The organism is Jeotgalibacillus proteolyticus (genome assembly GCF_002926065.1).
Classification (GTDB): Bacteria; Bacillota; Bacilli; order Bacillales; family Jeotgalibacillaceae; genus Jeotgalibacillus; species Jeotgalibacillus proteolyticus.
Window position 1 is genome coordinate 12,089 of sequence record NZ_PREZ01000005.1, and the last position, 20,819, is coordinate 32,907.

The following is a 20,819-nucleotide window of genomic DNA, read 5'->3' on the forward strand; positions in this document are numbered from 1 at the left end:
TTATTTTTCAATTAAGTTTATTTACCTTTTTTAAATTTTTTAATTGTACTATCATTTCTTTATTAAGCATTAACACTGCTATTACTAAAAACAAACTTATTATTATACTTAAAGGATTTAAATTATCTTTAAAAACTATAATTACGAGTAGATATAGTAATATTAATATTATAATATCTCTCCATTTAACTTTTAGATTTATAAGTTTATTTGCAAAAAACCACCTCGAAATCAATAATGTCAAAGCACCTGTTACTTGAGCAATCATGACTCCAAAGACGTCTAAAATGTTTATTAAATAAAGTGAAAGTATAATAGTAACTAGTGCCGCAGCTACCGTAGTATAAAAGAGCATTTTTGTGCTATTTCTAGCTTGGAAAATTGCTCCAACATTAGTGGACATTGTCATTATTATTGCATATATCAAAAATAAAGGGACAAGTGAATACGATTCTGAATATCCCTTATTTGGAAGAAAATGATAAAATATAGCAATGAAAGGGATTGCTAGTATACATATTGATAAAAATAATTTAAAAACTACTTCTATTATATTTGAGAAATATTCATCTATTCTTTCTTGCTTACTTTTTATTATAGCCTCTTCAATCAAAGCCATAGAAATAACAGTCCCAAACATTGATACTATAGTTCCAAATTTCATAGCAAATGAAAATAGACCACTTTCATAAGCACCTAAAGTCTGCATTATTATAATTCTTCCAGAACCTGCTATTAACCAAGCAGATGCTAAATTTAATACTAATGGTAAAGAGAAGACAAGCATACTCTTTAATATATCCCATTCAAATGTATTTCCAGTAAGTGTTTTTTTTATTTGAATCTTTTTTTCAATAATTATTACTATTGAAATTTGCCCTATAATATATGACCAAAATAGACCATCTATTCCCATATCAAACAAGAAGACAGTTATAATTAACAATAAAAAGTTAATTATAGTACCAGCTACACTAGCTTGTATATAGACTTTATTCTCTGCTAAGGCTCTCGCATAGTATTGCCATACTTGAGCAGCTCCATATACACATATCATAATTGACGTATACAACATAATGTAGTTATCACTTAAAAAGAAAACAACAGCAGCAAAAGTTATAAGAAATAGAATTATAACTATCACAACAGCAAGAGATGTAAAGATAATGTTGTTTTTTTTCTCCTGATCATCTTCTATGATTAAAAATCTTAATACAGCCTCCCATAATGCCAAAAATATAATAGGGGCAATAATATTCATAAGTGTTTGAGAGTAATCAAAGACACCTAATTCTTCTACGGTTACAAAATAAGCATAAAAGGGAATCATTATAGCCATTATTATTTTTGATGCGAAATTTCCGATAAAATATATAAAAGTTTTTTTAACAATACTTTTATCAATTTTACTCATTACTTATTACCTTTTTTAATTTCTCTGATAAATTTTGCGGGTATACCTACATACAAACTATCTTCAACCGTTGATTTATTTACTAAGCTATATGCTCCTACATTTGTTCCCTTTTTTACAACTGTATCACCAATTACAATAGAGTTCGCGTACAGTATAGAATAATCTTCAATAGTAGGATACGCCACAACGTGGCTTTCCTCTCGGCCAATTGTAACATTCTGATAGATAGTTACATGATTTCCTATGTTAACTCCTTCACCAATTACTATACCAATTGGGTGGGGAAATGAAGTTTTTCTTCCAATATTTGCAAAGGGAGATATATCACAATTAAAGTTTTTATATATTACTGTATTTATTATTTTCATAAATATATATAACCTTTTATTTGCGGCACTAGATTGCAAATATATTAAAAATCTAAGTTTCTCGCACCTCCCAATGAAAGGCAGAAGAACTTTAAGCAATTCTCTCAACACTATTCCTCCTCAAACTAGTTCTCCTAAACCTCCCTTTTTTACTTATAAATTCTAGAGTTTTAAGAATAACAGCAAAAAGTATTATCTTCATTTGAGCTTCAGGTTGAAATACTTCTAGTAGTGGTAAAATTAATAAAGCATACATACTTATAAGAATTACACTTTTTCTATTTAAAACTATTTTATAAACACAACTTACAATTGCACCTGTTATTAATCCACTTAATATTACTCCTAGTAATCCAAAATTAAAATATGCCCATCCATAGGCATTCACTGGCCTACCAGTATCCCCAGCAAAGAACACTAAATCGCTTACGATTTGCGATGAGTGAACCAAAGGTTTATCATTCCATAAACTTCTAGGAATAAAATATTCCACTCCACGCAAAGAGTAATTAAATTTCTGTAGCTGGATCGTTTCGCTATCTATTTTATCTACTAAAGCAGGGATATTATCTCCATAACCATTGTATCTACCCAATGTTACCAACTGTTCAAGAGCTTGGTTATCAGTATTACTTAAAGAAAAATTTGGATTTTCAGCAGTTCTAATTGCTCCGATATACATTACTATTACTATTAGTGGTATGGTCAATAAAGCTATATGTAAAAACTTTATTTGCTTTACTCGCATATTCCAATAAACCAAAAATGGTAAGAATGCAGTTAATATAGCCATACTCCTTCTGCCAGTTAACAAGATACCTATAAATACAATAAGACAATATATAATAGCTCTAAATTTTTTGCCACTGTATAATGCCATTACCGGTAAAATGCCCGCAAACCCTAGCAAAGCCAAGAGATAACCTTGATCAGCAAATGCTGCACCACCGCCACTCATCCCCTCTACAATACCACCAAGTGACATAGAACTTCTTAATGTAGAGGAGAAAGAAAACATAAAAATAGTTCCACATAAAATAAAAATGACCCAGGGGTTAATTTCTGCCTGAAGTTTCAAATTATAATTTTTAAAGAAACGTTTTATATTTATTCTTTTAAATGCAATCCAGTAGCCAAATGAAAAAGTTAACAACCAAATTAACATGATCAGTAAAGATTTATCATAAGCTGAAGTTGAAATAGGGATTAGAGTGTCTCTAAAACCTAAAGAAACCATTGTTATATCAATAAAGCCTAAAAAGCTATATATAAAGAAAAAATAAAATGGATTAAAGAAATTTTTGCTAAAAGCTATGATACTTATAAAGAACATGCCAATTAAAGTTATTAAAAAGATTGTATATATTTGAGAGGAAGTACTAATATATAAACTAAGGAATAAAAATAGCCCCAAAATTAATACTATATAAGTACTTATAACTTTATTTTTTTGAATATTCGTAATTTCATTCATAAAAATACTCCCCACTCATTCCAACTAGAATGTAAATAGTCTATTTATTGTCAATTAGTACTTGCAAGGTTTTTAAGTTGGCTATAAAATTCTTTTCTTCGAATTTGAAGTATATCTTCTTTATATTGTTGGGCTTTTTCAACTGAAGCCTTACTGGCTTCAGTTAATAATTGGGGATTTGAAGTTAATTTTTCTATTTTTTGAGCTAAGGATTCTACATCGCCGACTTCAACCATAAACTCCTCTTTTAATAGTTCTGGTATTCCATTAATGTTAGTTGATATACACGGAAGCCCTACAGCCATAGCTTCAATTAAAACTCGTGGAAGCCCCTCTCCATGTGTCGGAAAAACGAAAAGATCACTTTCGCGTAACTCTTGTTTCATCGATTCTCTGTCAGGAATACGCCCTACAAAGTTAATTCTATTTTCAACTTCCAGAGATTTAGCATATTCCTCAAAATGAGGAATTAGTTCTCCGTCTCCAACAAATTTAACTGATAATTCAATATCCTTATCTTTCAAAATACTTATAGCTTCTATTAACTCTTTATGTCCCTTTACGAAGGAATTAATTGCATTAGCAACGTGTATAATCTGAAATTTTTTTTTCTTTTGATTATAGACTTTAGGATTCATATAAAAATCCTCTTTTATGTTTGCTGAAGAATAATAAGAAGTGAAATATTTTTTTGACTCCCCATGCAGGTGGACATAAGAAGGATAGCGTTCTTGTAATGCAAATTGTGTTACATAAGCAACGCCATTAACCTCTTTACATAACTTTTTAAGTTTGTAGGTCCAAAGCACACGGATAAAAGGTCTAAATTTAGATTTTAGCATCTTTGGTGCAGCAAAATCCCAGGGATCTACTACTACTTCTAATCCTAAAGGCTTTATTAATCGCAATTTTGATGCGAATTGAAAACCTATAGCACTTGGTATGCGTACTATTGCACAATCGCAGTCTTCACTATATTTCTTTATCGCTCTTTTAACAGAAATATAATTCTTTAAATATCCTTTTATTCCATAAAAATCAGGTATTGGTAGAAAATTAACACCTGGTCCACTACAGAGATTGGGATATCCATTATATTCTTTTTTAACGTCTTTTATTCGTATTGCAACGTTTACTTTCTCAAATGCAGCCAAATATCTTGAGAAAAAAGAATAATCATATATCCCTTTGCTCCATACTTTTCCATCTGGAGTTCTAATTAGGTGATTATCTACTACTAATAGAAGTTTCAAAAATATTAATCTCCTCTCAAAAAATTAACTTTTTAAATATGTTTCTTCTATAAAAGAATTTTGAACTTCATGTGGTCAATTTTAAATATTAAGTGACCACATGGAGTTTTATTTTTTAAATACATCAGTCAAACATTACTTTAACCTTCTCTTCGTTTTCTACCTTTCTCATATCAGCTTCAACCATAATTTGAACCAATTGTTCAAATGAAGTTTTAGTTGGGTTCCATCCTAGTAAAGTTTTTGATTTAGTGGGATCACCTAATAACTGTTCAACTTCAGCGGGACGGAAGAATTTAGGATCCACTTCCACAATTACTTCACCTGTTTCTTTATTGATCCCTTTCTCATCAATCCCATCACCTTGCCATTCAATATGAATCCCAGTATGCTTAAAAGCAAATTCTACAAACTCACGTACTGTATGCATTTCACCAGTAGCAATAACAAAGTCTTCTGGTTTGTCGTGCTGAAGTATCAACCACATACATTCCACATAATCTTTTGCATAGCCCCAATCTCGTAGTGAGTTAAGGTTACCTAAAAATAGTTTTTCCTGCTTACCTTGGGCTATTCGAGATGCTGCCAGTGTAATTTTACGTGTTACAAAAGTTTCACCCCGACGCTCTGATTCATGATTAAACAAGATCCCGTTTACAGCAAACATATTATAGGATTCACGATAATTTTTAGTAATCCAAAAACCATAAATCTTTGCCACTCCATAAGGCGATCGAGGATAGAATGGAGTTGTTTCTTTTTGAGGTACTTCTTGTACCTTTCCATATAGCTCAGAGGTGGATGCTTGATAAACTCGAGTTTTTTCAGTAAGACTTAATATGCGGACAGCTTCAAGTATATTTAAAGTTCCTTTAGCATCAACATCTAAGGTATAACCTGGCATATCAAATGACACCCGAACATGTGATTGCGCCGCTAGATTGTAAATTTCATCTGGCTTAATTTCACTTATTATACGTGTAACATTAAGAGCATCCGTAACGTCTCCATAATGAAGGTGGAAATTTGAATTATTTAAAAGTGCATTCGCTTCTTCTTCTGTGAGAAGATCTTCTAATCGCTCTTGGTTGTATGAAGAACTACGTCGAATTAATCCATGCACTTCATATCCTTTATCTAATAAAAACTCTGCTAAATATGATCCATCTTGTCCTGTAACACCTGTTACTAATGCTTTTTTCATAATATCCTCCAGTATGGGCTTCACTTAATTAATTTTTGTTAGTTCGTTTTCTAAAAACCATCTGTATGCTTTCTTTAATCCTTCATCAAAAGGAGTCGCAGCTTTCCATCCTAAACCGTTAATCTTCTCAACGGCGACAAGCTTTCTAGGTGTCCCATCTGGTTTTGTTGTGTCAAATTTGATATCCCCTTCGTATCCGATTACAGCTTTCACTTTCTCCCCAAGATCTTTTATACTTATATCGTTACCAACTCCAATGTTTACAATTTCATTCCCATCATAATTGTTCATTAGGAATACACATGCTTCTGCTAAGTCATCAGAATATAAGAATTCTCTCTTTGGAGTTCCTGTGCCCCACATTTCAACAAAAGGTGCATTTTTTTCTTTAGCTTCATGAAATTTACGAAGTAATGCTGGCAATACATGGGAAGTATGTAAATCAAAATTATCATTCGGTCCATATAGATTGGTTGGCATTGCTGAAATATACTTTGTGCCATATTGTCGATTATAAGACTCACACATTTTTATACCCGCAATCTTAGCAATGGCATAAGGCTCATTCGTAGGTTCAAGTTCTCCAGTAAGAAGGTATTCCTCTTTCATAGGTTGAGGTGCTAATTTAGGATAGATACAAGTACTTCCCAAGAATAAAAGTTTTTCTACTTGATTACAATAAGATGCATGTATTACGTTTGTTTGGATTAACAAATTATCTCGTATAAAGTCCGCTGGATATTCATTGTTAGCAATGATCCCTCCGACCTTAGCAGCTGCTAAAAAGACATACTCAGGCTTTTCTCGCTCAAAGAAATTATCAACTGCTTCTTTATTCCGCAAGTCTAGCTCTTTACTTGTTTTCACAATAATATTTTTGTAGCCTTCTTTTAATAAATAACGATATATGGCAGAACCAACTAGACCTCTGTGACCAGCTATATAAATTTTAGATTGTTTATTCAATTAGCACACTTACCCTTCTCTTATTTAATATGCTCCCTTTACCTTAATAACAGACAATACAGTTTTAATTATAATTTTTATATCTAACTTTAATGATTTATTATAAATGTAGTATAATTCAATGTCAGTTCTTTCAGGGTATCCAACATCACTTCTGCCACTAGCCTGCCAATAGCCAGTTATACCAGGCTTTACAGCTAAAAAAACATGTTTAAACTGACCATATTCTCTTAATTCTTCCTCTACAACAGGTCTTGGTCCAACAAGGCTCATATCCCCTTTTAACACATTAATGAATTGAGGGAATTCGTCTATGCTAGTTTTTCGAATAAATGCCCCTAACTTAGTAATACGCGGGTCTTCATGTTGTTCTAATTTATAGTTATTTTCTATATACTTTTTATACAAGATTTTATTATTTTTTAATTCTTGCTCTGCGTTAATTACCATCGACCGAAATTTATATATATAAAAAGCATCGCCATTTTTACCGGTTCTTAACTGCTTAAAAACCATTGGCCCTTTATTTTTCCCGAAAATATAAAATGGCGATAAAATTACTGCAAAAAACAGACATATTAATACTCCAAACAATGCTCCAGCCACGTCTAGTATTCTCTTAGAAATATCATAAAAAAGATTGTCATTTGGATATCCGGTTTGTGAGATTTCTTCGTAACTTCTTTTTTCCAATTTATTTCACCTCGACTTTTCTGCTATTCAAAACCTCTGTAAGATAATTTAACACGTCTGCAGATATCTCATCGTTTCTAAGAGCGAACTCAATAGTAGTCTTTACGAATCCAAGTTTTTCACCAACATCATACCTCTCCCCTTCAAAATCATATGCATAAACAGGTTGATTCTGGTTCAACGTTTCAATTGCATCCGTTAACTGTATTTCTCCACCGGCACCTTCGACTTGGTTTTCAAGAATTTCGAAAATTTCAGGGGTAAGAATGTATCGTCCCATTATAGCTAGATTTGATGGCGCAGTTCCTTGCGCTGGCTTCTCCACAAATTTTTCTACAGTGTGAAGGCGTCCATTTTGGTCAGACGGTGCCACAATTCCATATCTATGAGTGTCTTTACTTGGCACTGATTGAACACCAATTACGGATGAACCTGTTTCTTTATATTGCTGCATTAACTGCAGTGTGCATGGTGTATCACTTTCAACTATGTCATCACCTAACAAAACAGCAAATGGCTCATCACCAATAAATTGCTTTGCACAAAGTACTGCATGACCTAAACCCCGAGGGTTTTTTTGACGAATATAGTGGATATTCCCTAAATTACCAGCTGCCTGAACCTTTTCCAGTAAATCAATCTTTCCTTTTTCATATAGATTTGCTTCAAGTTCAGGTGCATTATCAAAATGATCCTCAATTGCACGTTTTCCTTTTCCCGTAACAATAATAATATCTTCAATTCCTGATGCAATTGCCTCTTCAATTATGTATTGAATCGTTGGCTTATCAACAATTGGCAGCATTTCTTTTGGCAAAGCCTTTGTAGCTGGTAAAAATCTGGTACCTAATCCTGCTGCAGGTATAATTGCTTTTCTAATTTTTTTCAATGTAATTCCCCCTATAGCTCTTAAAAAATAAATATCTAATGAAATACCATACAATTGTATGCCCTTTCATTAGATATTTATTGTTTAATATTTTATAAAATTAGGGCATTTAACCCACCCTCACGTCACACCAATGACAACGAATGTCTAAGGCATAAATTACTGTATTCCCACAGTGTGACCGAGTGCCCCCATTGATAGTGGAATTGGAGACATTACCAGTAGAACGCAAACTAGTACGTAAAAATAATTCTATTATACCAATCAACTGCCTTCTAACCCACAAAGGTATAATAGCATAGAAATGATTGGCTGAATAGACAAGTAATATAAAAAAACTGTAAAAACTGGGTTCAAATTTCAAGGAATTATATACTAATATATAATTATTTGTCGGGACTTAAGATTTATAATTTAAATAAATAATTCTAATTCTTTTTGATTAGACAAGATTCGATAAATTACAACATTTTTCAGGAAGTACGAAAACTAATTTATCAATTTTAGGAAGGTCTTTCCTTATTAATAATATTTTAAATATTATTAAATCTTTAATAATATTATTGCCTCTAAAGTGTTGTGATACTTTACAAGGTAAAGTTTTCACAATTCTTCACAATGAGAATTATATCTCAAATTCATAGGAATAAAAAGACATAATTTCCTTTCATTTTACCATTTCACTTAATACCGGTATTTTCAGTAGGATTTTTATCCAAAATAATAAAATACTATTGTATTTTTCATATATTATTTTATTTGTTGATAAAAATTTAATTAAAATTATATAAATTTAATTCAACTAATCTTCTTTCCATAAAAAAACCCCATCAGCAACTATCGTCGTGATGGGATTAATTCAGTTATCTAATTTTTAACAAGCTCCCGCTCAAATCCAATCTCCCTCAAAGCTGACTTTAACGTCGCATAAGAAGGAATATCCTTAAAGTCCAAACCGAGCTGCACAATCGTCTGTGCCATCTCCGGTGATATCCCGGTTATCTTTGGTTTAACCCCAATAAGCTTTAGCGAGTCCATCACCTGAAAAAGCTTTTGAGCAACAAACGTATCCACCATGGCTACTCCTGAAAGATCGATAACGAATTCTTCAATATTAAGCTCCAGGCATTTCGTAAGTGATTCTTCAATAACCAGCTTTGCACGATGGGTATCAATGGTTCCCACTAAAGGCAGCACTGCTACTCCGTCATCTACTGGAACAACCGGCACTGACATCTCAAGCATCTGATCCTGTGAAGCTTTCAGGCTATTATGCTGCACCTCTACAAATGGCAGGCAGAAATAATAAACAATGTCACTGACAGACTGGTCGAGCACAGCTAGCACATCATAAAAGCGGCTCAGTGACAGATCAAGCTTAATCGCTTCTTCTTTAATCAATTCACCAATCGCAGTGCGATAATGCGGCACTTCCTTCAGCATGGATTCAAGTGTAACACCAAGCTCAGCACATCTCTTCCCCGCTTCCCGTCCCCACTTCTCCATTTTCTCCGAACGTTCACCTGCATTTAGAATTAAAGCCTCTGCATAAATTCCCACTAAATCTTCCCGTAATGGAATGAGCGTATCTGAAAAGTCCTTTAACGAATGATATGTATGATTTTGTTTTTCCGTAATTTGTTGAGCAAGCTCTTCTTTCCGATCAAGGATTTTCTCCGTCAACGAACGGAGCGTCTTCTCAGTTAGTTCAGGCATTATGTAGTACATCCTTTCCCAGCAATCAAAATTAGATGCAATTCTATCAAACCGTCTCTTAATACCCTTTCACATAGACTTTAAACCTTTACATTCATTATTTTAGAATTGAAATGCTATCACTTTGTTAATAAAAGGTTTTGTCTTACAACAAACTTAAAAGCACACAAAGAGTACTTACCACAAGGGTGATTGCAGCGTAAGGGGGCGACTCCAGCGGGATGAAGCGGGAGCTTGAGATCCACTTGCTAAAAGCAAGTTAGCTCAAGCCCCGCGGAAAGCGTCCCCCTAAAGCGGAAATCACCCTCAACCTCCAGGAGTACTGAATACTTAACAACACTCAATCCCCCACTATGACAAACAACCCCATAACATTACAAAAACCCTCACAAATTTTACAACTATTCGACATAAACCTTTAACTATATGTTATTTAAATTACAGTACCATTAAATAACAGATATTTTATTGAACCACCCATTTTTAGGGTATAGGATTAATCTATAGAAACAAAAGGAGGCGAAACAAGATGCGTAAAGAGCTTCTAAACACTAAAGAACTTCCAATCAGGAACTTCTTCATAAATGATTGCCTGAAGCCCTCTGTCCTTCCATCTTATTCATCGTTCCTTCCTGTAAAATTGGCGAATACCCGATTTTTAAAATCCAAGTAACGCTCTTATCCCTTAGTCAAGGGTCCTTATATAAAGTAACCCGCCACGAGAAATACCGCATAAGGAGGTGCTTGCCTTGAAGCTTTTGAACGTACTGTATCTCGTCTCATCAGGGGTATTAGTACTCTACGTATCCTTAAAACTCTTCACAAGAAGCTTTCCGCCAGCGCTAAATGAGTCTTTTTTAATCGAACTTTTCTTAATCTTTTTTATTATCGGACTCCACACCTTCCGCAACTGGATGGTCGAAACGCAGGCAGAAGAGCGATATCGGTAATCTATACTTATATCTTTAAAACAAAAACGCTCTTTTCAGGGCGTTTTTATTTTGCGTTATGGTAATAGATTCACTATTAATATCTATTAGATTGAAAGTTAAAAGTAGTTAATTGAAGGCTCTCTATCGTTTTATAATGTATGGCTTCAGGGAGATGATACGAAAGTTTTTTCCAGGGGATTAATGAATGAAGAGTATTATTCAGTAGATGAAGAAAACGCTAATAAAATTAAAGAATTAATCAATTTTGAGCCGCAGAATTAAACACCCCTCGCATGGCTTAAAGGGGTGTTCTCCTATATCCTACGACTCATTCGTAATTGGCAGCTCCTGCAGCTTCGTTGGCAATAACACAATCGGAATATCCTTGATTTGATCTCCGTATATATCCTCCATCTTGATCGACAGATTCGTAAACAGCTTATTCAGCCAAAACTGAACCGCGTCATCCGCATATGGTTTATCAATGAAATACTCGATTACGTCCTCATTCTTTTCAACCTGGAATTCTTCGATCCCGCTGATTACTTCCTTCAAACCAAGCGCCTCAATTTGCTCCACATAAAAAGAAATCCGAATACCCTCAATATCATTTCGTCCAAACTGTTCAGCCGTTCCTTCATATTTTACCGTCGCTACCCGTTTTACGAGCTCCGGATTGTCTTCACGATTAATCAACTGCTCAGGAAGTAAATAGTCCGCTTCTGTGATCGCACCCTCCTTATGAAAGTCCTGATCATTTACCGTCCACTTTAAATCCCGGAGCTGCTTGCTTATCTCCATAAATAAAACCTGCCCCACTGGCTCTAGCAGCATATGGCATTCCCCTTTCACCTCTTAATTAGTCTATATATGACCGATTTAGAAGCAACTCAAACTTCGGAATGCGAAAATCCACTAGCGCGCAGTTGGCTGAAACGGCGATTAGTCCTCTAGAATATAAGACTGTTTACCCGAAAGAATTCGCAAAAGGCAGTCTCAGGTTAATCCCAGATACTTATTCTCTGCACACCCGCTGATCTTAAATAATCCAATAATTGACCTGTATGAACAGCTTCATGGTAGGCAACCCGCATCAGCATGTCATCTAACGGTCTAATGTAACCAGCGTCAGATCGGTCAATTTGGATGTTCTTCAAATCATCTTCTGAAAAGGATTGAACAGTTTCGATAAATTCATTGCGGTATGGCTCTGCAAACGCTAGTTCAGCTTCAACAGTTGTGAACGGCCTATTTTCAAAAGGAGAAGTAAATACAGAAAGGCTTCCCTTTTTTTTAATAGCCAGGTGATAATAATGCTCACTTTCTAATACATGCCTTACCATTTCAATACAGCTCATAGCCGAATCATCCGGCTTCCAGTGCAGCTTTTCTTCAGGAATCGATCTCCAGAGTTTTATACTCCTTCTTCTAATTTCAGAAAAATTCAAGATGATTGCATCAACAGAACTCATTAAAATTCCTCCTTTAAAAAGATCTATTCTATTATAGCGAACTAATGTTCGTATATGTAGTTCTTTTCAGTAGGCAACACGAGATATCCATACACATAAGATACAGATAAGTCACCACCTGCGAAAAAGCTAAAAGGAGAAATGAATGAATGAACATGGTTAAGTACCTAAGAACCGTCATGAAAGACAAAGAACGAAAACCCATTTATCAAATCCTAAAAGAAGCCATCCATTGCGTACTTATAGAAAAGGAACTGCCTTACTATTATTTCACCAGCCTTTTATATAAAAAAGGTGCAGCGGATTATCGGAATTATATCGGCCATAAAAAAGTATGTAACATCATCATTCACTATTTCTATCCAAATGGAAGAAACGATAACTTAGAAAACAAGCTTACATTTAGTGAAATCCTGCTTTCAAATGACGTTCACACCCCTAAAATAATCGCTCATAGCACCGGGAAAACCATTCGTTTTAATGAAGAAGAAATCGTTTTGACAAACGACTCACAATTGAAAGAACTGCTTATAAAACTCGTGAATGCATCCCAAAGCCGCTCTATTTTCGTAAAGCCTGTCGATGGAGAAGCCGGAAAACATACATTTAAGTTTGACCGAGGACCTATTTCTTTATTTAAGCTTACCGAGCTATATCGTTTACTGGATAAGGAAAGCTTTATATTTCAGGAAACAGTCATTCAGCACCATAAAATAAATGAGATCTACCCAAATAGCCTGAACACCCTCAGAATCCACACTTTTTTAGACAAAAAAACAAACAACGTAGAAATCGTCTCCGCTTTAATGCGTTTTGGCTCCCGCGGAAATGTCATGGACAATGCAAGCGCCGGTGGCATCTTCATCCCCCTCCGCACCGATAACTGGTCTCTAATCAAAAAAGCAAATGCCTTCCTAAGCAGCGGAGGTAAATCCTATACAAAACACCCCAGCACAAACTACATCTTTGACGGAACAACACTCCCACACCCCGAACAAATCACCCACATCCTCACCCAAGCAGCCCGCTTATTCGAAAATGAATTCATCGGCTGGGACCTGGCCCTCACCGAAACCGGCCCCATCATCATAGAAGCCAACGACAACCCCCATCTCATCATGGCTCAGATGGCCTGTGGTGGGTTTAAGAATCATTCCAGGTACAAGGAGATTTTTGCGAAGTATATATAAATAAGTTAATCGTACCGTTGGAACATAAAGCGCGGTATTAAAGCTAGTATCATTAGCTTTCCATAGCATTAAAATTATAAAGAACCAAACAAATTCCCCACCCAAGCTGATTGGAGCGGAAGGGGCTGACTCCTGCGGGATGAAGAGGGAGCTTGAGATCCCTTGCGCTAGCAAGTTAGCTCAAGCCCTCCCCGCGGAAAGCCTCCACCTGAAGCGCAAATCAGCCCCCCTATTACATCACCAAAAATATTATTTTCGATAGAATGACTTCATTAAGAGAGTTTATTCATAACATTTAAATTCCGAAGAGCTAAATTACTCCCTCCCCAGCTGATTGGAGCGAAAGGGGACGACTCCTGCGGGATGAAGAGGGAGCTTGAGATCCACTTGCGCAGCAAGTTAGCTCAAGCCCCTCCCCGCGGAAAGCGTTCCCCTGAAGCGCAAATCAGCCCACGATAGCAGGACAAGCCCATAACTCCATAATTTCAAAAGCCTCACTTTCACACAAAATAGTTCTTTATTAAGAACTTTATGTTGTAAATAGAGAACAAAAGGACTATAATGGGAATAAATACAAAAATATATCTATGACCGTATAAAAAGGGCTCAGAATGAGGAGGAACCATTGATGACAGCGCAGGACTATCACTTCAGCATCCGCTACAAGGACTTTGAATATTCGGTAACAGGCGACGAAGCCTTTATCACCCGGCACGAGGAAGTCGCTTCCTCCTACCTGAACAAGCTCATGAGCGAAAAACAAACCGCTCAGGCAACAGCAAAACCATCCTTTCCCACTGCCAATGCACCCATCACACCTACTTACACAGAACCAAAACATACAGAAGAAACAAAAAAAGCCGCTTCATCTGACATCGATTCTGAGCAAAAAAACGATATCCAAGCCTTTTTAGAAGAACTGCCGATCGGCTCTGAGTGGCAATACACACTTGCGATGGCCTACTACCTGTTCAAGCACAGGCAGCAGCAGGCCTTCACTGCCAAATCAATCCGAAAGCAATTCCGCGATGCCAGACATAATGTGCCTAACAATATCCACTTAAGCATTCACACCTGTGTAAAAAAAGGGTATCTGCATGAATCAGGCCTTCTTGATCTGCAGAAAAACTACGAAATCACAGAAGCCGGCATTCAGTACGTAAACGAGCTTGTCACCAATAAAGCGTTCCCTGAAAGCAAACCGACAACCGGCCGCTCCCGCTCAGATCGGCGCGAAAAGCTCCTCGCCTTTTCACTTGATGAGCTGAACCTGGAGCATAACCCTAACCCACAGACCTTAGAGCGCCTGGAGGATCAGGCACTCAGCATTCTCTACATTTATAAACGTGAGCTTGACTTCATGTATTTGTCCGCACAGGATGTGTATGACATTTTAACGGAGCTGTTTTCTCTAAGCCACTCACCAAAGGCTGTACAAATTGCCTTAAGCCGCTCCCGACCGAGAGTGGAAAAAATCAAGGTCGACGGCCAAATGAATTACCAGCTGACCCCAAATGGAAACGAATACATGGAGAAGCTGTTGGAAAGCCAATATCACGAAGAATAAAACAGAGCCCGAAAAGCAGATGCGCTTTTCGGGCTTTACTTTGTTCTTTTAAGGCTTAAGTGTCAGTGTATCCCCTGTTACCTGCTCCTGATCAATCACTGTTTCATGGTAATTGCCTTTTACCCAGTCATCGATCTGGTCCTGGTACCACGGTGATTTAATATGACCTGCTTGTCCCGGTCCGACAATATGGTAGGCCTTAGACAGATCGCTTAAATCTGCGACAAAACGCCATGAGCCGCCGTGATCAACAATACCGTCCGGTCCGTACGATGCTGCCTGAACGGTGATCTGGCTTCCGCCAACCGGAATTGGGTCCTCTCGGTTAAAGAGCCATTTTAAGACTGGTGATGCACCTGAGAGCGGATGCTCAAAATATACCTGGTGATAATCTCCCCACTGCCATTTACTTAAGTCATCGCCAAACTCTTTTGTGACCGCCTGCTGAACATTTGAAAAAGAATCGGTCAGCCATTTCTCCACGCCGCCGTATTCACTCACCCATACGCCTTCATCACCCCCAAAGGCATCACGCATCATTTGATCGGTGACGTGATTTTTCCCTGAAAACATACCCAGGACATCCTTTGGCATTTCTTCGTTAAATAATACAATCGGAAGCTCCTTGATCCATAAATGGAACAGCAACGGTGCAGCTTCTTTTTTATCATCCACCCGGTTCCACTCTTCTAAAAGGTCGAGCTCTTCTTTAAACTCCTCACCCTTTTCTCCTCTGCGTACAGTAGCAATCATTGAATCAAGAAACTCTTCCGCGTACAGATTCTTCTGATCCATCTGAAGCGCCATCATGTCTTCAGCCGTTACGGCATCATTTTCCTCAAGCACTTCAACGATGCGCTTATAGCGGTAGGGCTGGGCCCAGAAATCTGTAATATGATACGGATAGCTGTCATCTACTACCGCATTATTTGCCGTTGCGATAAAGCCTGAATCCGGATTTACCACAGTCGGCAGTTCACCATACGGTACATAGCCTGTCCACTCATAGTCGCCTGAATCCCCCGGTACAGGAAGCTGTCCGTCCCCTGTTTTTCTAATTGGAATCCGTCCATTTGCTTTATAGGCAATCGTGCCGTCTTTAGCAGCAAAAACAAAGTTTTGTGCAGGCGAGTGAAAGTCCTCGAGCGCCTGTTCAAATTCATCCCAATTTGATGCTTTATTCATATTCAGTACAGCCTGAAGCTCAAGTGTCGGCTCGAGTGCTGTCCACTGCATGGAAAAAGCAGGTCCTTCTTCCCCATCAGCTGTCGTTGAAATAATCGGACCATGACGGGTGGTGACGACCTGAAAATCAACCGGGTCCTCCCCCTTGATGCCAATCGGTTCGTCCCTCACTTCAGCATCCACCCATTCCCCTTCATATAAAAACTGGTTCGGGTTCTCAGGATTTGGCTGCTCGATATATAAGTCCTGTACATCGGGTCCTACATTTGTCACACCCCAGGCGATTTCATCGTTATGACCGAGAATGATGCCAGGGATCCCTGCAAAAATGACGCCGCTTACGTTTTGCTCTGGTGACGTTAAGTGCATCTGATACCAAATGGATGGTGTGCCAAGGCCGAGATGCGGGTCATCTGCAAGCAATGGCATGCCGCTTTCTGTGCGGTCGCCTGATACAACCCAGTTGTTGCTGCCGTTAAACGGATGCGGAATCGGTGCATCTATGAATTCCCCGGCAACCTGTACTTTTTGTTCTTTATTTGCTTCTATAATCGCTGGTGCATTTTCAGGATACGTAATAAAAAGTTCTCTAGCTTTGTCTTCGGGGAACTCACCTGTCGCCCAGTGTCTGAACGCAAGCGTTGACCAGTTCCCGCCAAGGTCATACGCCATGTATTTGCCGATCGTCAGCGAATCGATTTCTGTCCATTCTTCCGGCTTGTAGCCTAAAATGCGAAATTCAAACGGCAGCGTGCCATTTTCTTCAGCTGCTTCCATATACGCATTAACGCCTTCTGCATACCAGGCGAGCACGTCTTTTGCTTCATCCCCGTAGCCGTCATAGGAAAGCTCTGCTGCATGACGCAAACTGAAGCTTCTGAAAAACTGATCGGTTGATAACGCGGCATCTCCAACTACCTCTGAGAGCCTACCGCTTGCCTGCCGCCTGGCTAAATCCATTTGAAACAGCCTGTCCTGTGCCTGAACGAACCCTTGAGCGCGGTAAAGATCCGCTTCACTGCGGGCTTCGATATGAGGCACACCATCAGCATCCCTTGTCACAGTTACCGTTTCTGACAGCACCGGGACCTCAAGCTCGCCTTCAATAACGGCAAGTGATCTTCCGACATACCAGTTAATAAATAAAAAGCCCCCAATAAGCAGTACTGCGACAATAACCCCAAACCACAGGAGTGACTTTTTTACGAGCCCACGCTTCCCCTTTCGCGAAGGCTCGGCTTGATTCTCTTTGATCTTTCTCATCCCCCATTCCCCCTTATGTATTTGTATTCTACTTTTTGAGAGGGAATTCCTTTTATGTAAACAACCTTGTTTAAGAAACCTTCATATAAAAAAACCTGCAGCCTATATGTGCAGGTCCATCCATTTATTTTTTTAGTTCGCCTGCCAGCCAGTCAATCATTTGGGCTGTCGTGAGCTCTTCTTCGGTGCCTTTTTTATGAGCCTGTTCCAACAGCACGGCAAGCTTATCGCCTTGTACAGAAGGCTGCTGTGTATCCATTTCCATCGCTCCGCTTCGTTTTAATCGATTACAGGGATACTAATACCCTACCAGTCTATCGACAAAACGAGTCAAAAGCACTGTTTTTTCTATTTTATTCTCATTTTCTGGAATGATCTTTATTCGGAGTCCTTGGAGGTAATTGAAAATAATGGTTTAGGGGCTGACTGACTGTTGAAGTGGCTGAAGCAGTTTTTTACTATTTATGGCTTTGAAAGCCTGGCAATAACCTGCCCCTGCTTCAGCTAAAACGAAATTCACCCTGATCTAAGCGCCTAGGAAGCCTTATTTTTAGCAGGGTTGTATTAAAAAAGGCATAGACCTTCCATAAGTAAAAGATCATTTTGCACGCCTTTCCTTCTTCCATTTTTCATTATGTAGGCTTGAGAGGCTATGCCTGAGGAGTACAGGGGACAATTCCCTTGTAAAGGTACATGGTGAAAGCGGAAAATTCTTCAACGGGCGTTTTGTCTGCTAACCAGTGTAAAAAATCGAGTTCTTTTTTTTCGAGATCTCGATCTAAGTTTTGTTCAAAATCCTTTTGGAGCTGTTCGAACGTTACATTGGATGCACTCATTTCATTTCCCCCTTAGATGTTAGAATATTTAAAATTGTTTTTCCGGTATGTTCATTTTAATGGATAACATTCACCTTGTCATACTTTTTTAATGGTTTGTCACTGAAATATCATTATTTAGTTCAAATTTATCAGGTTTCTTTTATAAAAGTTCACCCTTTATAAGTAATATGATCCTACCTATTTACTATTTTTTCCTCTAACTGAGATATCTTTTTTTCCCTCCTTTTTTGTGCGCTTTTTAATAACTATGTTTTTCACCTTCCTTTATGACAATTTTCTAGAAAATGTTTCTAGCAGTGACAACTTTCTCATTTTTAGTTTACAATAAAAGGAGCATGACAGTTTGGGAGGTTCCTTTATGAAGTTTAGCCTTATAAGAGGGTTAAAAGCGCCCTTGGTTTTCCTTGAGAATTGGAAGATGAGTGATTCTTTTTTACATATAAAACGGAATGTTGTCGCTCTTTTTATTATTAGCATCCTTATTTTTGGTGCTGCCGGGTGGATTGGCATGGGAACTGAGCGATGGTCCGGTCAGTTTATCACCTTTTATGGCCTGACTCATGACCTCCAGCGTTTTTATTTCTTTCTAGGAAGAGTCCTTCTTGGGATCGGATATCCAGCAATCCTGCTTCTTATGCCAACGCTTCTTTTCTGGCTGCTTGCAAGAAGGGGGTATTCGTTTCGCGAGGTATTTGTTCTTCAGCTTTTCCCGCTCTCAATCCTACTCTTAGAGCAGCTAAGCTATGTGGCACTTATGGTATGGCAGGGAATTAACTGGTATTCCTCTCCTTTTTCGTGGGGGGTGATTGGGCAATTATTCACTACCCACCACTGGACAATTTATTTTCTTGGCTGCATCTCCCTTTTTAAGCTGTGGGTGATGTATTGGCAGTTTTTATCACTTCGCTCGATTACCACGTTAAAATGGTGGGCTGTGATTATGATCGTACTTCTGCTTAATCTTCTATTCTGGGCCATTACTGCGACATTTTCGCTCATTAATTTTCATCATCTGCTGTTTAGCTAAAGGAGGCAAACAATGTGGACCGTCAACTAAAATGGATTCTTGCTGGCATACTTGGTTTCCTGTTTGTCAGCGTGAACCTTTACCTGATTAAAAATGATTTTGACATGATCGACCGAACTTCGATTGTTTATGACCAGACCACTTCAAAAGAAGAGGATCTGCGGGAGGTTCTTGTAAAAGACGGCGTCATTCATACAGCGAATGAGCAGCATATTTACTTTTCTGAGCAGCTTGGCATGTTCACCCGCTTTTTAGTAGAGGAAGGCGATATCGTAACAGCCGGCACTCCTTTATATGAATACGATGTGCTTGATTTGGAGGAGCAGCGTTTGTTGTTTGAATCTGAGGCAGAGCAGATCCGCCGTGAGATTACAACGGTTCAAAGCTATATCACAGAATTAAACGGGCTTGAACGGGAGCTGACGACTGTAACGACGACTCAGCCTACTACTTCTGCAACTTCACCGCAGAGTGTAATCGACAATCTGCAGGATATTTTGAATATCGAGCTTGAAGTTGGCGTTAATATTTCTGATGCGACGGTTGATCAGACGCGATCCTTGTTAAATCAGAAAATCGGTGAGCAGGAGGCTGCGGTTGGCAGACTTCAGGCACAGGAGGATAAGTATGAAGCGTTAATTGACGGGCTTGAGGAAAGTCCGACAGTTCAGGTGGAAAGTGAGTTTAACGGAAAAATAGCTCATTTGTCTGAAGGAGTAGACAATCCGCTGATAACGATTTATTCTGACAGCCTTGCCTCCCGCTCAAAACTGACTGACGAGGAAGCACTTTATATCATCGGCGGCCTGAACGCTCGCGTCACCTCCCCTGTTGCAGGAAGCACCATCTCAGGAAGCGTAGACAGCAATCCAAAGCTTCCGGACAAAGAGCCTGAGCTTGGCGAAAAAAGTCTTTATTCGATCGATATCAACCTGCTTGACCCGAGCCAGGATTGGTTTGTTGGCCAGCAGGTCGTAAATGAAATCATTACGGATGAATCGATTGGAGCGACGACTGTTCCGATTACAAGTACAAATAGTAACATCATCTCTACACTTTCTCCTCAAGGCTTTATTCAGCCTCGGATTGTTGATCTTGGACTACGTGTCGAGGATCGGCAGGAGGTTTATACGAATCTTGAACCAGGGGAATGGATTGTGACAGACCCTTTTCAGGTAGAGCGAAATTATTCTGCTTATATTACCCCAATGACGATCAACCGCCTGACGACTGATAATTTAGGCGGACTCGGCCAGCGTACAGGCTGGAAATATGTCCTGCTTGGCGTCTTGCCTCATCAATAAGTTGAACCCCTCTGCTGGTGCGGAGGGGTTTTTGTAATGGCAGGAGAAGGAATATGGTAA

19 protein-coding genes are annotated in these 20,819 nt (G+C 38.2%); 5 read left to right on the forward strand and 14 right to left on the reverse strand.

Features of this window, described 5'->3' with window-relative positions; all coding sequences use genetic code 11:
• Positions 1 to 7: 7 nt before the first annotated feature.
• From C4B60_RS13165 to C4B60_RS13205, 9 genes are all read right to left on the reverse strand, one after another.
• A complete protein-coding gene (locus tag C4B60_RS13165) occupies positions 8 to 1,414 on the reverse strand; it encodes a lipopolysaccharide biosynthesis protein (protein ID WP_104058491.1) in 1,407 nt (468 codons plus the stop codon).
• Positions 1,414 to 1,893 (reverse strand): serine O-acetyltransferase, encoded by a 480-nt coding sequence (locus C4B60_RS13170; RefSeq protein ID WP_104058492.1) that lies wholly within the window; start codon positions 1,891 to 1,893, stop codon positions 1,414 to 1,416. Before C4B60_RS13170 ends, C4B60_RS13165 begins: the two co-directional genes overlap by 1 nt.
• Positions 1,877 to 3,259 carry an O-antigen polymerase gene (locus tag C4B60_RS13175; protein WP_104058493.1) on the reverse strand — a complete coding sequence of 461 codons (1,383 nt, stop codon included), beginning with the start codon at positions 3,257 to 3,259 and terminating at the stop codon, positions 1,877 to 1,879. The genes C4B60_RS13170 and C4B60_RS13175 overlap by 17 nt, the downstream gene beginning before the upstream one ends.
• A gap of 50 nt (positions 3,260 to 3,309) precedes the next feature.
• Positions 3,310 to 4,512: a glycosyltransferase gene (locus tag C4B60_RS13180; protein ID WP_104058494.1), complete on the reverse strand. Its 1,203-nt coding sequence runs from the start codon at positions 4,510 to 4,512 to the stop codon at positions 3,310 to 3,312.
• A 124-nt stretch (positions 4,513 to 4,636) separates the two neighbouring features.
• A complete protein-coding gene (gmd, locus tag C4B60_RS13185) occupies positions 4,637 to 5,716 on the reverse strand; it encodes a GDP-mannose 4,6-dehydratase (protein WP_104058495.1) in 1,080 nt (359 codons plus the stop codon).
• Positions 5,717 to 5,740: 24 nt separating this feature from the next.
• A complete protein-coding gene (gene fcl, locus C4B60_RS13190; protein WP_104058496.1) occupies positions 5,741 to 6,682 on the reverse strand; it encodes a GDP-L-fucose synthase in 942 nt (313 codons plus the stop codon).
• 24 nt (positions 6,683 to 6,706) lie between these two features.
• Entirely contained in the window at positions 6,707 to 7,375 is a 669-nt protein-coding gene (locus C4B60_RS13195) for a sugar transferase (protein ID WP_104058497.1), read from the reverse strand.
• 1 nt (position 7,376) lies between these two features.
• Positions 7,377 to 8,264: a UTP--glucose-1-phosphate uridylyltransferase GalU gene (galU, locus tag C4B60_RS13200; RefSeq protein ID WP_104058498.1), complete on the reverse strand. Its 888-nt coding sequence runs from the start codon at positions 8,262 to 8,264 to the stop codon at positions 7,377 to 7,379.
• Positions 8,265 to 9,131: 867 nt separating this feature from the next.
• Complete coding sequence (locus C4B60_RS13205; RefSeq protein WP_167578663.1) at positions 9,132 to 9,980, reverse strand: STAS domain-containing protein; 849 nt, start codon at positions 9,978 to 9,980, stop codon at positions 9,132 to 9,134.
• Between the two features lie 749 nt (positions 9,981 to 10,729).
• On the opposite strand from C4B60_RS13205, the gene C4B60_RS13210 reads away from it, so the two are divergent.
• On the forward strand, positions 10,730 to 10,930 hold the full coding sequence (locus tag C4B60_RS13210) for a hypothetical protein (RefSeq protein ID WP_104058500.1): 201 nt from the start codon (positions 10,730 to 10,732) through the stop codon (positions 10,928 to 10,930).
• 303 nt (positions 10,931 to 11,233) lie between these two features.
• Here C4B60_RS13210 and C4B60_RS13215 read toward each other — a convergent pair whose 3' ends face one another.
• Entirely contained in the window at positions 11,234 to 11,746 is a 513-nt protein-coding gene (locus C4B60_RS13215; protein WP_104058501.1) for a hypothetical protein, read from the reverse strand.
• A gap of 167 nt (positions 11,747 to 11,913) precedes the next feature.
• On the reverse strand, positions 11,914 to 12,384 hold the full coding sequence (locus C4B60_RS13220) for a DinB family protein (RefSeq protein ID WP_104058502.1): 471 nt from the start codon (positions 12,382 to 12,384) through the stop codon (positions 11,914 to 11,916).
• Positions 12,385 to 12,533: 149 nt separating this feature from the next.
• On the opposite strand from C4B60_RS13220, the gene C4B60_RS13225 reads away from it, so the two are divergent.
• Positions 12,534 to 13,574: a sugar-transfer associated ATP-grasp domain-containing protein gene (locus C4B60_RS13225; protein WP_104058503.1), complete on the forward strand. Its 1,041-nt coding sequence runs from the start codon at positions 12,534 to 12,536 to the stop codon at positions 13,572 to 13,574.
• A gap of 628 nt (positions 13,575 to 14,202) precedes the next feature.
• Entirely contained in the window at positions 14,203 to 15,141 is a 939-nt protein-coding gene (locus tag C4B60_RS13230; RefSeq protein WP_104058504.1) for a hypothetical protein, read from the forward strand.
• 48 nt (positions 15,142 to 15,189) lie between these two features.
• On the opposite strand, the gene C4B60_RS13235 is transcribed toward C4B60_RS13230, so the two are convergent.
• The 3 genes from C4B60_RS13235 to C4B60_RS13240 form a co-directional block, all read right to left on the reverse strand.
• Positions 15,190 to 17,589 carry a penicillin acylase family protein gene (locus C4B60_RS13235; protein ID WP_104058505.1) on the reverse strand — a complete coding sequence of 800 codons (2,400 nt, stop codon included), beginning with the start codon at positions 17,587 to 17,589 and terminating at the stop codon, positions 15,190 to 15,192.
• Between the two features lie 124 nt (positions 17,590 to 17,713).
• Positions 17,714 to 17,854 carry a YwzD family small protein gene (locus tag C4B60_RS21495; protein WP_167578664.1) on the reverse strand — a complete coding sequence of 47 codons (141 nt, stop codon included), beginning with the start codon at positions 17,852 to 17,854 and terminating at the stop codon, positions 17,714 to 17,716.
• 385 nt (positions 17,855 to 18,239) lie between these two features.
• Entirely contained in the window at positions 18,240 to 18,425 is a 186-nt protein-coding gene (locus C4B60_RS13240) for a hypothetical protein (protein WP_104058506.1), read from the reverse strand.
• Positions 18,426 to 18,786: 361 nt separating this feature from the next.
• On the opposite strand from C4B60_RS13240, the gene C4B60_RS13245 reads away from it, so the two are divergent.
• Complete coding sequence (locus tag C4B60_RS13245; RefSeq protein WP_104058507.1) at positions 18,787 to 19,455, forward strand: hypothetical protein; 669 nt, start codon at positions 18,787 to 18,789, stop codon at positions 19,453 to 19,455.
• Between the two features lie 14 nt (positions 19,456 to 19,469).
• Complete coding sequence (locus C4B60_RS13250) at positions 19,470 to 20,759, forward strand: efflux RND transporter periplasmic adaptor subunit (protein ID WP_104058508.1); 1,290 nt, start codon at positions 19,470 to 19,472, stop codon at positions 20,757 to 20,759.
• Positions 20,760 to 20,819 lie beyond the last annotated feature (60 nt).